This window comes from Devosia limi DSM 17137 (genome assembly GCF_900128975.1).
GTDB classification, from domain to species: domain Bacteria; phylum Pseudomonadota; class Alphaproteobacteria; order Rhizobiales; family Devosiaceae; genus Devosia; species Devosia limi.
In genome coordinates this window covers 62,856-75,331 of record NZ_FQVC01000002.1, presented here as the reverse complement: position 1 = coordinate 75,331, position 12,476 = coordinate 62,856, and the positions used below count along the sequence as shown (strand labels likewise).

Annotated in this window: 13 protein-coding genes; 4 read left to right on the top strand and 9 right to left on the bottom strand. The window is 63.3% G+C overall.

The window, feature by feature from the left end; genetic code table 11:
• Positions 1–16 precede the first annotated feature (16 nt).
• The gene (locus BUA69_RS03675) at positions 17–1,816 is read left to right on the top strand and encodes a hypothetical protein (protein WP_046135590.1); all 1,800 of its coding nucleotides are present in this window, start codon (positions 17–19) and stop codon (positions 1,814–1,816) included.
• Between the two features lie 36 nt (positions 1,817–1,852).
• Here the strand turns inward: BUA69_RS03675 and BUA69_RS03670 are convergent, their stop codons facing one another.
• The 8 genes from BUA69_RS03670 to BUA69_RS03635 all read right to left on the bottom strand — a co-directional run bounded on the left by BUA69_RS03670 (position 1,853) and on the right by BUA69_RS03635 (position 9,488).
• Entirely contained in the window at positions 1,853–3,271 is a 1,419-nt protein-coding gene (locus BUA69_RS03670; protein ID WP_046135589.1) for a phosphohexomutase domain-containing protein, read from the bottom strand.
• On the bottom strand, positions 3,268–4,275 hold the full coding sequence (locus BUA69_RS03665) for an NAD-dependent epimerase/dehydratase family protein (RefSeq protein WP_046135588.1): 1,008 nt from the start codon (positions 4,273–4,275) through the stop codon (positions 3,268–3,270). The genes BUA69_RS03670 and BUA69_RS03665 overlap by 4 nt, the downstream gene beginning before the upstream one ends.
• Positions 4,272–5,597: a UDP-glucose dehydrogenase family protein gene (locus BUA69_RS03660; RefSeq protein WP_046135587.1), complete on the bottom strand. Its 1,326-nt coding sequence runs from the start codon at positions 5,595–5,597 to the stop codon at positions 4,272–4,274. Before BUA69_RS03660 ends, BUA69_RS03665 begins: the two co-directional genes overlap by 4 nt.
• 90 nt (positions 5,598–5,687) lie before the next feature.
• On the bottom strand, positions 5,688–6,119 hold the full coding sequence (arfB, locus tag BUA69_RS03655) for an alternative ribosome rescue aminoacyl-tRNA hydrolase ArfB (RefSeq protein ID WP_178371388.1): 432 nt from the start codon (positions 6,117–6,119) through the stop codon (positions 5,688–5,690).
• Positions 6,120–6,249: 130 nt separating this feature from the next.
• Positions 6,250–6,480: a hypothetical protein gene (locus BUA69_RS03650; protein WP_046135586.1), complete on the bottom strand. Its 231-nt coding sequence runs from the start codon at positions 6,478–6,480 to the stop codon at positions 6,250–6,252.
• Between the two features lie 3 nt (positions 6,481–6,483).
• Entirely contained in the window at positions 6,484–8,463 is a 1,980-nt protein-coding gene (gene thrS / locus BUA69_RS03645; RefSeq protein WP_046135585.1) for a threonine--tRNA ligase, read from the bottom strand.
• A 261-nt stretch (positions 8,464–8,724) separates the two neighbouring features.
• Positions 8,725–9,036, bottom strand: a complete 312-nt coding sequence (gene yidD / locus BUA69_RS03640; protein ID WP_046135584.1) for a membrane protein insertion efficiency factor YidD — start codon at positions 9,034–9,036, stop codon at positions 8,725–8,727.
• Positions 9,036–9,488, bottom strand: a complete 453-nt coding sequence (locus BUA69_RS03635) for an iron-sulfur cluster assembly scaffold protein (RefSeq protein ID WP_046135583.1) — start codon at positions 9,486–9,488, stop codon at positions 9,036–9,038. The genes yidD and BUA69_RS03635 overlap by 1 nt, the downstream gene beginning before the upstream one ends.
• A gap of 151 nt (positions 9,489–9,639) precedes the next feature.
• On the opposite strand from BUA69_RS03635, the gene folE reads away from it, so the two are divergent.
• The gene (gene folE, locus BUA69_RS03630) at positions 9,640–10,263 is read left to right on the top strand and encodes a GTP cyclohydrolase I FolE (RefSeq protein WP_046135582.1); all 624 of its coding nucleotides are present in this window, start codon (positions 9,640–9,642) and stop codon (positions 10,261–10,263) included.
• Between the two features lie 88 nt (positions 10,264–10,351).
• Positions 10,352–10,801: a phosphoribosyl-AMP cyclohydrolase gene (gene hisI, locus BUA69_RS03625; protein ID WP_046135581.1), complete on the top strand. Its 450-nt coding sequence runs from the start codon at positions 10,352–10,354 to the stop codon at positions 10,799–10,801.
• Here the strand turns inward: hisI and BUA69_RS03620 are convergent.
• A complete protein-coding gene (locus BUA69_RS03620) occupies positions 10,798–11,526 on the bottom strand; it encodes a rhomboid family intramembrane serine protease (RefSeq protein ID WP_082093854.1) in 729 nt (242 codons plus the stop codon). The genes hisI and BUA69_RS03620 overlap by 4 nt on opposite strands.
• A 181-nt stretch (positions 11,527–11,707) precedes the next feature.
• Here BUA69_RS03620 and BUA69_RS03615 point away from each other — a divergent pair, with 181 nt between their 5' ends.
• The gene (locus BUA69_RS03615) at positions 11,708–12,364 is read left to right on the top strand and encodes a PAS domain-containing protein (RefSeq protein ID WP_052950585.1); all 657 of its coding nucleotides are present in this window, start codon (positions 11,708–11,710) and stop codon (positions 12,362–12,364) included.
• The last annotated feature ends 112 nt before the right edge of the window (positions 12,365–12,476 follow it).

The following is a 12,476-nucleotide window of genomic DNA, read 5'->3' as shown; positions in this document are numbered from 1 at the left end:
TCGGGAGAACCTGACGATGACGAGCCAAATGCACTCGCGCAAAGCCCTTTCGGCGATTGCTGCCGCCTGCCTGCTGACCGTTGCACTGCCGGCCGGTACCGCCATGGCGCAGAAGGTCAAGACCCCGCGCCCGGCGACCGAGGCGCCCGCCCCAGCTGAATTCAGCATCGACATCCCGACCATCAATGCCGTGGACGCGAATGTGGACGAAGCCACGCTGCGCGACATCTTCAGCGGCAACATTGCCGGCAATGCCGCGGCGCTTGCCGGGCTCGATGCCACCAGCATCACCATCCCGTCCATTACCCTGGACTATACCACTGCCGCGCATGGCGATGGTGAGCCGACCACCGGCACCGTCACCTTCTCCGAAATCGTGCTCGACAATGTGTCCGACGGCATTGCCGCCTCCATCACCCTTTCGGGCATCGCTATGGAGACCGCTGGTGACGGCACCGCCGATATGGGGACGCTGAGCGCCAGCCAGTTCAACATTGGCGGGGTGCTCGGACTTTATGGCCTGGTCGATGCCAGCAGCCAGACTGATCTGCAGACCATCTATACCGACTTTTCCTTCGAGGGCGGTTCGCTCACGGCGCCCGATGTCAGCTGCACCTTTGGCGGCATGAGCGCTGCCGAGTTCAAGGCTCGCCCCCTGCGGTTTTCCTTCGTGGAGATCATGGCGCTTGCCGATGAGATGGAAGCGGCGGGCGATGACATTTCGCCCGAGCTGACCGGCAAGGCCCTGCGCATGTATGCCGACATCCTGACCGCGTTCGAATCGTCTCCAGTCGAGTTCGGCGGCATCGACTGCGAAGGCACCGATGACGATGGCCGCCCGCTGACCATCGCCCTTGCTGGCCTGTCGATGGCTGGCATGTCGCCGGGCATCTACCCCGCGCTGTCCATGGACGGCCTCAACATTTCGGTCGAAGGCGATGGCGAGGTCAGCATCGGCAGTTTCGATTTTAAGCAGATGGACCTGTCCGGCCCGATTGCCGCCATAGAAGCCGCTCCCGAGCTGATCGATGCGGCCTGGCTCGAAGCCAATGCGCGCGCACTGATCCCGGCCATGGCCGGCTTCTCATTCGACGATGTCGTGATCGACGTCCCCGATCCGGAAGTGACAGATGCCCGCATCAAGGCCACCATTGGCGGCTTCGATCTGTCGCTGGAGGAATATCTCAACGGCCTGCCGACTGCCATCTCGATGACGGGCTCCAATATCGTGGTGGATTTGCCCACCGATAGCGAAGACCAGCAGGTTCAGCAGCTGCTCGCCCTGGGCATCACCTCCGTCGATGCCGGGTTTGGCCTCGCTGCGGCCTGGGATGCCGAAGCCAACGCCATCGACATCACCGACTTCTCGTTCAGTGGCGTCGACCTCGCGACCGTCGTGTTGACCGGCACCATCGGCAATGTCACCGAAGCCCTGTTTGGCCTCGATGAGGACGCCGCACTGATGGCGGCGTTGGGAATGGTCGTGCAGAATCTCAATGTCGACGTCACCGATGCCGGGCTTGCCGATATCGTGCTGGCCTCCGTGGCGGCCGAACAGGGTGCCGATCCGGCGACCTTGCGCCCGATCTTCGCCGGTCTTGCAGAAGGCACGGTTATCGGCATGCTCGCCGGTGCCACCGAAGCCAAGAGCGTCGGCGCTGCGATCAACACCTTCATCAGCGGCAACGCCAGGAACCTGAATATCAACCTGGAAGCCAAGGAAAAGCCGGGCATCGGCCTGATGGACTTCATGGCCGCCGAGGAGGATCCCAGCATTCTGATCGGCAAGGTGAAGATCACCGCCACCGCCGAGTAATCGACCAGCGGGCCGCCTTTCGAGGCGGCCCGTTTGCTATCGGCCCAGCGCCGCTGCAGCGGCGCGCATGCCCCAATCCAGCAATTCCCGCGCCACCGCAGGCGTACTGCCCTCGACATAGCAGCGCAGCTCCGGCGCATTGCCCGAGGCACGAAAATGCACCATGTCCCCGGACGTTGTGCGGAACTGCAAGCCATCGATCTCCGACAGCCCGGCAATCCCGTGCGGCGCGAAGAATGCAGCTGCGTAATCGGGATCTTTGGCCAAGCGGGTCAGGAAACCCGCACTCGCCTCGGCGGGCACATCGGTCAGCCGGTCCGCCATGGCATATTGCAATGGCAATCCCGCAACGATTTCCGCCAGCGGCCGCCCCTGCCGCGCCGCCAGGTCCAGCGCACAGAGCATCGGCAACACCGCGTCGCGCGTCGGCAAGGCTTCCAGCGACTGCCCCCGAACCTGCAGCCCATCCCCAACCATGGTGCCACCGCTGGCCTCGAAGCCGACGACGCCGCGACCGGCCCGCTTGGCCATCTCCGCCACCACATAGGGCGAGCCCACCTTGGTGCGGATCACTTCCTTGAAATAGCCGGTGCGCTCGATGGCTGAATTGGAGGTGACCGGGGTCACCACGATCTCGGTGCCGAGCGCCAGCGCCGCCAGCAGCCCCAGCACATCGCCCCGGATCATGCCGCCGCTGCCATCGACCAGCAAGGGTCGGTCGGCATCGCCATCGGCCGAGACCAGCGCATCCAGCCGCTCCGACGTCACCCAGCCCGGCAGCGGCGCAAACACCGCATCGCCAAACGCCTCGGTATCCACCGCCACGAAGTGAACCGTTCGCCCCAGCGGCACAACCTCGGCACCCGCATTGCCGATGATCGTCACCAACAGGTCGCGCGCCACCGACGAGTGCTGAAACACCCCGATCCGCATCCCCCTGAGCGCATCGGCCGGGAATATCCCCGAGAACCGCTCGACATAACGCTGCTCGGCCACCACAGCCTCGTCGGCCATCGGCTTGGTGCTATCGGCGATGAAGGCATCATCGAGATTGCCAAGGATCCCCGCCTCGTCATCCTTGGAAATCTCGCCCTCGGGCGAATAGAACTTGAGCCCGTTGCGGTCCGCCGGGATATGGCTGCCGGTGATCATGATGGCGCAGCATCCCGCCGCCATCGCGTGCAGCGCCAGCGCCGGCGTCGGAATGGTGCCGCAATCCACCGCCTCCAGCCCCAGCAGATCGATGGCCGCAGCGCAGTCGCGCACCACGCCGGCGCTGGACGGCCGGAAATCCCGGCTGAGATACACCCGCCCGCCTCCCAGCTTCCCCTGCTCGCCCATATGGCGCAGAAATGCCGCCACATAGCGCCGGGCCGCCTGCCCCTCGAGTTCGCTGGCCAGCCCCCGCAAGCCGCTGGTACCAAACTTGAGGCTCGGCCATTGGTTCGCCCTCATGCTGCACTCTCCCGGTAATACGCGCGATACCAATCGACAAAATGCCCGACGCCAACCGCCATCGGTGTCTCGGGCAATTGCCCGACCAATTGCAGCAACAGTCCGGTATCGGCAGCGGTCTCCTGCGGATCCCCTGCCTGCATCGGCAGGAAATTGCACAGGGCCTTGCGCCCCAACGCCGCCTCCACTGCCGCAATGAAATCCATCAGGGCCTGTGGCCTGCCCCCGGCAATGTTGACCATCCGGCACGGCGCCACCGGCGACAGCGTATCCCCAGCCAGGACTTCGCCGCGCACCGGCGGCCGATCCATCAGCCGCCGCACCACCGCGACCAGATCGTCGATATAGGTGAAGTCACGACGCATCCGCCCCTCGCCATAGACATCGATGCCCTGCCCCGCCTCGATCGCCCGCACGAACTTGAACAGCGCCATATCGGGCCGCCCCCAGGGGCCATAGACGGTGAAGAAGCGCAGGCTGGTCGCGGGAATGTCCCAGAGATGGGAATAGGAATGCACCATCGCCTCGCCGCCCTTCTTGGTGGCGGCATAGAGCGAGACCGGCTGATCGGCACGATCGACCTCTGCAAACGGCATCTTGTCATTGCCGCCATAGACCGAGCTGGACGAGGCAAACAGCAGGTGCCGCGGCCGATGCGCCCGCACCGCTTCCAGCAGGTTGGCCGTGCCCACGAGATTGGAGCTGATATAGCTTTGCGGACTCTCGATGCTGTAGCGCACCCCAGCCTGCGCCGCCAAATGCACCACGATTTCGGCATGGCTCGCCGCCAGCGCCGCTTTCAGCCCCTCGGCATCTTCCAGCATGGCCTCAACCGCAGTGAAGCCCGGCATGCCAGCCAGTTGCGCCAGCCGGGCGCGCTTGAGGTCGATATCATAGTAATCGGTAACACCATCGTAACCGATTACTATATGCCCCTCGGCGAGCAGCCGCCGCGCCAGATGGAAGCCGATAAACCCGGCCGTGCCGGTTACAAAAACTCTCATTCGGCACCCACCATGCCAGCCACCGGCCGCCCGACGCTGTCATAGCGAAAGCCGTGCCGCTCCATTTCCTCATGCCGATAGATATTGCGCAGATCGACGATCACATCGCCCCGCATGCTTGCCTTGAGTCGCGCCAGGTCGAGCGACCGGAAGGCGTTCCATTCGGTCATCAGCACCAGTGCATCCGCCCCGGCAGCGGCCTCGTAGGGCCCGGCTGCCATCGCCACATCAGGCAACAGGCCCTGCGCCGCCGCCATGCCCTCGGGATCATGCGCCACAATCTCCGCGCCTGCCGCCTGCAACGCGCCTATAATGGCAATCGATGGCGCCTCGCGCATGTCGTCGGTGTTCGGCTTGAAGGTCAGCCCCAGCATCGCAATGGTCTTGCCGGCGACACTGCCATCGCAGGCGGCGATGATCTTGTCGGCCATGGCCCCACGCCGTGCCTCGTTGATCGCAACAGTGGTTTCCACCAGCCGCATCGGCGCGCCGAATTCCTCGCCGATCCGCACCAGAGCCTGGGTATCCTTGGGGAAGCACGAGCCGCCATAACCCGGACCGGCATTGAGGAACTTTGACCCGATGCGCTTGTCCAGCCCCAGCCCGCGCGCCACATCCTGCACATTGCCACCCGCCGCTTCGCAGAGATCGGCCATCTCGTTGATGAAGGTCACCTTCATGGCGAGGAAAGCATTGGATGCATATTTGGTCAGCTCGGCGCTGCGCCGCCCGGTAAACAGGATCGGCGCCTGATTGAGATAGAGCGGCCGGTAAACCTCAGCCATCGGCGCCCGTCCCCGCTCATCCTCCAGCCCGACGACGACACGGTCCGGCCGCTTGAAGTCCTCGATCGCCGCGCCCTCGCGCAGGAATTCCGGATTGGAGACGACCACGAAATCCGCCGCCGGATTAGCCTCGGCAATAATCGCGGCGACTGCATCGCCCGTCCCCACCGGGACCGTCGACTTGATCGCCACCACAGTGAACCCGGACAGATGCTGCGCCAGCGCCCGCGCCGCCGCATGCACATGGGTCAGGTCCGCATGGCCATCGCCGCGCCGCGAAGGCGTTCCCACGGCCAGAAACACCACTTCGGCATCGGCTGCCACAGCCAGGTCGCCGCTGAATACCAGCCGCCCCGCCGCCTCGTTGCTGGCCACCAATTCCTTGAGACCGGGCTCATAGATCGGAATTTCGCCGCGCTGCAGCGCCGCCACCCGGCTCGCATCGCTGTCCACACACGTGATCTCATGGCCGAAATCGGCGAGGCAGGCGCCCGTCACCAGTCCGACATAACCGGCGCCCACAATTGCAATCTTCATTCAGCCGTCCCCTGCTTGCCCGGCGACTCGTTATTCGCCGCGCCGCTCTGCCGGTGGACCATAGCAAGAGCCCGCCGCTGCCGACAAAGCTCAATCGGTGTCGGGCTTAACACTCCGCATCTGCTTGGTGGTCGAGCGGATGGCCTTGCCCTCCAGCCGCCGGCGTTTTGACGCCAGCGTCGGCCGCGTCGCCACGCGGAATTTTGGAGCCACCGCCCCCTCGCGCAACAGCGCCACCAGCCGGGCCAGCGCCTCGGCGCGGTTCATCGGCTGGTCGCGATGGCTATTGGCCACCAGCACCAACACCCCATCCTTGGTCAGCCTGCGCCCGGCCAGCGCCGCGACGCGCCGCTTCATGCCCTCGGGAATATTGGGAGAGTGCATCAGGTCAAAGCGCAGCTGCACCGCACTTGAGACCTTGTTGACGTTCTGCCCACCCGCCCCGGTGCCGCGCACGAAGGTCTCTTCGATCTCGCTGGGATCGATGGCAATGGAATGGGTAATGGGGATCAGGTCTGGCATATCAAAGCTTACCCCCACCTAACCTCCCCCTCAAAAGGGGGAGGAACACACCCAGTTCCGCCCTCGATAGCGCCCACCCACCGGCGCAGTCCCTCCCCCTATCAGGGGGAGGTTAGGTGGGGGTATCCACTTACTTTCTCAACCGACCCGCGAAGATGATCTCACCTTCATGAATCGTCAGCCCCTTGATGGTCGCCCGGTACTTCCCCGGCAGACCCGGAGCCTCGATCACCCAGCCCTTTTTGAGCATGCCGGCGAAAACCTTTTCGCCGATATCCTTGAAGTCACCGGGCCCCAGAGCATTGTCCTCACCCAGATGGGTGAGGGCTTTGATCTCGCGATTGGACGGACGTTGCGGCATGGTTCAGGCAGCCTTGGCCTTGAGATCGGGCGCGGTGGCTTCGGCCATCAATGCGACCAGCGCATCCATGAACGGCTCCACCTTCTGGCCCTCGGTGCCCAGGCGACGCACCGAAACGGTGCCCTCCTCGGCCTCGCGCTTGCCCACCACGAACATCAGCGGCACCTTGCCGACCGAGTGTTCGCGCACCTTGTAGTTGATCTTCTCGTTACGCACATCGAGATCGGCGCGGATGCCAGCGGCCCGGAGCTGGCGCACCAGCTTTTCGGCATAATCATCAGCTTCCGAAACGATGGTCGCGACCACGACCTGGGTCGGGGCCAGCCACATCGGCATCTTGCCGGCATAGCTTTCGATCATCATGCCGATGAAGCGTTCCAGCGAGCCCAGAATGGCGCGATGCAGCATCACCGCGAACTGGCGCGAGCCGTCCTCGGCAATATAGGTCGCATTGAGCCGTTCCGGCAGCACATAGTCCAGCTGCAGCGTACCCACCTGCCAGGAACGGCCGATGGCGTCCTTGAGGTGGAATTCGAGCTTGGGCGCATAGAACGCGCCTTCGCCCTCGGCGATGACGAAATCATAGCCGGTGGCGCGCAGCGCATCGCCCAGAGCCTTCTCGGCCGCATCCCAGCGCTCGATGGTGCCACCGAACTTTTCCGGGCGGGTCGCCAGCTTGATGACCACGTCCTTGAAGCCCATGTGCTCATAGACCGAATAGAGCAGATGCACGAAATGCTCGGTTTCGGACTGGATCTGGTCTTCGCGGCAGAAGATATGCGCGTCGTCCTGGGTCATCTGACGCACGCGCATCAGCCCATGCAACGCGCCATGGGCCTCGTTGCGGTGGCAGCAGCCGAACTCGGCCATGCGCAGCGGCAGGTCGCGATAGGACTTGATGCCCTGGTTGAAGATCTGCACGTGGGCCGGGCAGTTCATCGGCTTGAGCGCCATCAGGTCGCCCTTGCCCGACAGAACCGGACCGGTCTCTTCGGTGCCCGGCACTTCGTCGGGAACCACGAACATGTTCTCGCGATACTTGCCCCAGTGGCCCGACTGTTCCCAGAACTTGGAGCTCATCAGCTGCGGGGTTTTGACTTCCTCATAGCCCGACTGGTTCAACCGGCGACGGATATAGGCTTCCATCTGGTTGTAGATGACAAAGCCCTTGGGATGCCAGAATACCGAACCCTGCGCTTCCGGCTGGAAGTGGTAGAGGTCCATTTCCTGGCCGATCTTGCGGTGATCGCGCTTTTCGGCCTCCTCCATCATGTGGAGATAGGCTTCCAGCTCTTCCTTGGTCGCAAAGGCGGTGCCGTAGATGCGGCTCAGCACCGGATTATTGCTGTCGCCACGCCAATAGGCGCCGGCCACCTTGGTCAGCTTGAAGGCGTTGCCGACATCCTTGACCGTGCGCATATGCGGGCCACGGCACAGGTCCATCCACTGGCCTTGCTTATACATCTTGATCGACTGGTCAGCCGGAATCGCGTCGACCAGCTCGACCTTGAAGGCCTCGCCCTTGGTTTCGAAAAAGGCCTTGGCCTGGTCGCGCGTCCACACTTCCTTGGTGAAGGCAGCGCCGCGCTCGACGATTTCGGCCATCTTCTTTTCGATGGTACGCAGATCGTCCTCCGAGAATGGCTCTTCGCGGAAGAAGTCATAATAGAAGCCGTTCTCGATCACCGGACCGATGGTGACCTGCGTCGTCGGCCACAGCTCCTGCACGGCCTCGGCCAGCACGTGCGCAGTGTCGTGCCGGATGAGCTCGAGCGCATCGGCCGAGCCGCTATCGCGCGTCACGAATTCAATCTTGCCGTCGGCTTCGAGCGCGTCCGAGAGATCGCTCAACACGCCATTCCAGCGCATTGCAATCGTCTTCTTGGCCAAGCTCTTGGAGATGCCTTCGACGATGGTGGTCCCGGTGGTGCCACGCGCATAGTCGCGAGCTGCACCGTCGGGGAACGTCACCTTGATCGTCATTTTTAGATCTCCAGAATTGGGATGATGTAACAGGGTTTGTTACAAGGCGGCCTGTCTAGCACGGTTTCCACGCAATTCCAGCCCGCCCGTCCCAGCAAAACGTCGCCTGGCCTCCGGACCCGGCCCACCTCTCACCACACCATCGTCACCACCGGGCCCGTCCGGGTGCTCCATCCGGACCGTCGGGAGGCCAAAGGAGTATTGCCCGACCGAACCGGGCAGCGACGGCAGCACCGGATTTAAACGCAAACGGGCAGATCTCTACTTCCAGCGCCCATAACCCCACGGCATGTACCAGCGCGCGGTTTCCGGCACCGCCTCGGGCACCGGGTCATAGCCATGGGTCCCGCCCGGGCGGCAGCGCACGAAGCGGGCCAGCCCCATCCAGCCGCCGGGCCAGAAGCCAAACTGCCAGATGGCGTCACGGGTATATTCCGAGCAGCTGGGCAGGTGCCGGCAGGTCCGCCCCATGAAGGCAGAGAGCGTGTAGCGATAAAGCGTGATGAGCAAAATCGCCGCGAATTTGAACGGCAGATCGATCACCCGCCAGAATCCGTCGATGAATCGATCCATCAGCCTGCCGCCGCAACCGATTCAACCGACTCGGCTTTTTCCAACGCCTCAACCACTGCATCAAACACCAGCAGCGTCGACATATGCCGTGGCCGGTACGCCCGCACCGGCTCCAGAAAACGCAGGTCGCCCCATTTACCCTCGGGGGGAGCGCCATCCTCCTTGAGCATGGCATGCATGGCCAGCCGCAGCGCCTTGAACTCCGCGACCGGGGTACCCACGATCTCGCGCGCCACCACCGCAGCCGAGGTCTGTCCCAGTGCACAGGCGGAAATCTCGTGGCCATAGTCCACGATCACACCATCGCGCACCACAACATCGACTTCGATCACCGATCCACACACCCGGCTAACCTTACGTGCCGAAGCGCTCGGCATGGCCAAACGCCCCGGCTGCAAGGCATTTGCCGCCAGATCAAGGATTTTGCCGGAATAGAGATCGCTCAGTTCCATCAATCGTACAATTCTGTTTCTTGTGGGTATCACCCGCCCCCCTTATATAGGGTCTCGCAAGCGGGCTGTCAGGGCAAACATACGGCCGTTGTGAACCATATCCCCCTCGAGCGCGTAATGATGTCGTGGCTCGCAGTGAAAGGAACCGCCCATGGATGCCCGTGTGAAGCCCCTGGAAGTCAACGCAGTCGAGGCTCAGCCGACCACCCGCCCAAGCCGAGCGGAGGCCGAAGCAGCCGTGCGCACGCTGATTGCCTGGACTGGCGACAATCCGGACCGCGAAGGCCTGCTGGAGACCCCGGCACGCGTGGTCAAGGCTTTTGGCGAGCTCTATGCGGGCTATGACCAGCATCCCAAAACGATTCTCGAACGCACGTTCAAGGAAGTCGGCGGCTACGACGACATCGTGCTGGTGCGCGACATTCCGTTCCACTCCCATTGCGAACACCACATGGTGCCCTTCATCGGCAAGGCCCATATCGCCTACCTGCCCCATGACGGCGTGGTTGGCCTGTCCAAGCTCGCGCGCCTCGTCGAAGTCTTCGCGCGTCGCCTGCAGACCCAGGAAAACCTGACGGCGCAGATCATCGACGCCATCAACGAGCATCTCGGGCCGCGCGGGGCCGCCGTGATGCTGGATGCCGAACACATGTGCATGTCGATGCGCGGTGTGCACGCCCATGGCGTTTCCACCGTCACCCACCGCTTTACCGGCGTCTTCGCCGAAGACCGCCAGGAGCAGGATCGCTTCTTCGCCATGGTCGGCAAGCGCTAAGCGCATTCTACCAGCCAGCGCCGATGGCGCTGGCTCAGCCTCTGGCTGGGTCTAGCGCAATGCGCCGCTGCGGGGTAAAACCCGCGCCATGACCCTCACCTTTGCCAATCCCGCCGAAATGTCCCATGCCCAGCTGGAAGAAGGCACCGCCTTTGCCCCGCGCTTCGATGCCAACGGCCTCATCACGGCCGTCACCATCGAGGCTTCAAGCAATGAAGTGCTGATGCTGGCCCATATGAATGCCGAGGCCCTCTCCCTGACGCTGGAGACCGGCTTCGCCCATTACTGGACCCGCTCGCGCGGCAAGATCTGGAAAAAGGGCGAGACTTCGGGCGAGCTGCAAAAGGTCATCGAATTGCGCACCGATTGCGATCAGGACGCCATCGTTCTGGTGGTCGAACAGACCGGCCGCGGCGCCGCCTGCCATACCGGCCGCAAGTCCTGCTTCTATCGCCGCGCCAGCGTGGTCGATGGCGCGGCGATGCTTGAAGATACCGGGATGCCCATTCTATTCGATCCCGCCGAGGTTTACCGCTAGCTGGCGGACCGGCGCTCGAACAGGCCAACCATCAGCAGGCCGGCGAAGAACCCGCCCAGATGCGCCTGCCAGGCCACCTGCACATAGGTGCCGGTAATCAGCGGCAGGAGCGGCACAGCCGCATTGAGGAGCACCCATATCAGGGTAAAGGTGCGCGCCCGCTTGTCGCCCCATAGGCCCGTCAGGCTGACCAGATGCCGCCCGAGCAGCACGCGCTCGCCGGTCTCGGGGTGAGTGGCCACGATCACCGGCTGGAACATGAAGCGCACGGCAGCGCCCGTCAGCCCGGCAATGCCCCCCGACGCACCGACCAGATAGGACCCGGTCCACAGCGTCGTTGCCGCAAAGGCCGCCGCGCCGGCCGCCGACGCCACAAAGAAGATGACCAGCGTTGGCCCTGCCCCATAACGCCGCGCCACCGGCGTCCCGAAGATCGCCAGCCACGCCATGTTGATCAGCAGATGGTCCCAGCCGCCATGCAGCAACGCATGGGTGAACGGCGTCCATAGCAGCGGCACTGCCAGGCTAAGCTCCTGGCCTGCCGCCACGATTCGGAGCGGCAGAAAGGCAAACCAGATGATGAGCTGGGTCTGCCCATCCTGGTTAAGAATAAAGGTTGCTGCGAGGTGAATCGCCACCATCAGCCCTATAAGCGCCGTAATCACTCCTGGGAGCAGAAATACCGGCTCACGCCCGCTTTCACTGGGGTTCGCGTGTTCACTCATCACTTCGCTCCGTGTCGCTGGCGCCCAGCGGTTCTCCGGTTTCTTTTCCACATTGAGACAGCCGCGTTAACCTTAACTAATCTTTAAGGGCGATTTTGCCCCAGCCATTTGCGATTGTCCGACTCGCGGCGAAAGCGGTCCAAGGGAGGATCGCACGCACGCTCTTAGCAGGTTGAGGCGAATGCAAAAAGCGAGCACCAAAACGCTCTACGACTACTGGAACGGCATTCGCGGTTCACGCAGCGCGCCCGATCGCAAGGACATCGATCCGACCCGCATTCGCGACGCCCTCGCCAATACGTTCATTCTTGAACTGGACGAGAGCGAACGCTTCTCCTTCCGTCTGGCCGGCTCGCACCTCTGCACCAGCTACTGCCGCGAACTCAAGGGGCGCTCCTTCTCGACCCTTTGGCACGAGCGCGACCGCGACGCCATGGATACGCTGATCCGCGCCGTCACCGAGGATCATGCAGTGGCTCTGGTGACCTTCCAGGGCACTACGGCCATCCACACCAAGACGACATTCGAAGCCATCCTGATGCCGTTGCGCCATAATGGCTCGACCCATACCCGCCTGCTCGGCGCGATGACCGCGATTGACGAGCCCTACTGGCTCGGCGTGCAACCGATCATGGAGCAGCGCATCACCGGTCTCAGGCTCATCTGGCCCGATGATGTGACGATGGAGGACATGGTGCGCGACGTCGCGGTCAATGTGGGCAGCGACATGGGCTTCGCCGGCGCCTCCCCCACCGCCCATTCGACTCCGGAGACCGTTTATGGCGTCAGTGCCCGACGCTACGCCCATCTTGCCGTGATCGATGGCGGCCGCAGCTAAGGCCTATCCCCGAAAATAGCTGCAAAATGCGGCGATTGTGCTGCGCAGAGTCCCGTACTCTCTCATCTTGCGTTAACCAAAACCGGCTAGCTTGCTGGGGAAAATCACCGCG

Coding starts and splice junctions, on each gene's coding strand:
- BUA69_RS03675 (WP_046135590.1), top strand. CDS start 17: ATGACGAGCCAAATGCACTCGCGCAAAGCCCTTTCGGCGATTGCTGCC.
- BUA69_RS03670 (WP_046135589.1), bottom strand. CDS start 3,271: ATGAGGGCGAACCAATGGCCGAGCCTCAAGTTTGGTACCAGCGGCTTG.
- BUA69_RS03665 (WP_046135588.1), bottom strand. CDS start 4,275: ATGAGAGTTTTTGTAACCGGCACGGCCGGGTTTATCGGCTTCCATCTG.
- BUA69_RS03660 (WP_046135587.1), bottom strand. CDS start 5,597: ATGAAGATTGCAATTGTGGGCGCCGGTTATGTCGGACTGGTGACGGGC.
- arfB (WP_178371388.1), bottom strand. CDS start 6,119: ATGCCAGACCTGATCCCCATTACCCATTCCATTGCCATCGATCCCAGC.
- BUA69_RS03650 (WP_046135586.1), bottom strand. CDS start 6,480: ATGCCGCAACGTCCGTCCAATCGCGAGATCAAAGCCCTCACCCATCTG.
- thrS (WP_046135585.1), bottom strand. CDS start 8,463: ATGACGATCAAGGTGACGTTCCCCGACGGTGCAGCTCGCGACTATGCG.
- yidD (WP_046135584.1), bottom strand. CDS start 9,036: ATGGATCGATTCATCGACGGATTCTGGCGGGTGATCGATCTGCCGTTC.
- BUA69_RS03635 (WP_046135583.1), bottom strand. CDS start 9,488: ATGGAACTGAGCGATCTCTATTCCGGCAAAATCCTTGATCTGGCGGCA.
- folE (WP_046135582.1), top strand. CDS start 9,640: ATGGATGCCCGTGTGAAGCCCCTGGAAGTCAACGCAGTCGAGGCTCAG.
- hisI (WP_046135581.1), top strand. CDS start 10,352: ATGACCCTCACCTTTGCCAATCCCGCCGAAATGTCCCATGCCCAGCTG.
- BUA69_RS03620 (WP_082093854.1), bottom strand. CDS start 11,526: ATGAGTGAACACGCGAACCCCAGTGAAAGCGGGCGTGAGCCGGTATTT.
- BUA69_RS03615 (WP_052950585.1), top strand. CDS start 11,708: ATGCAAAAAGCGAGCACCAAAACGCTCTACGACTACTGGAACGGCATT.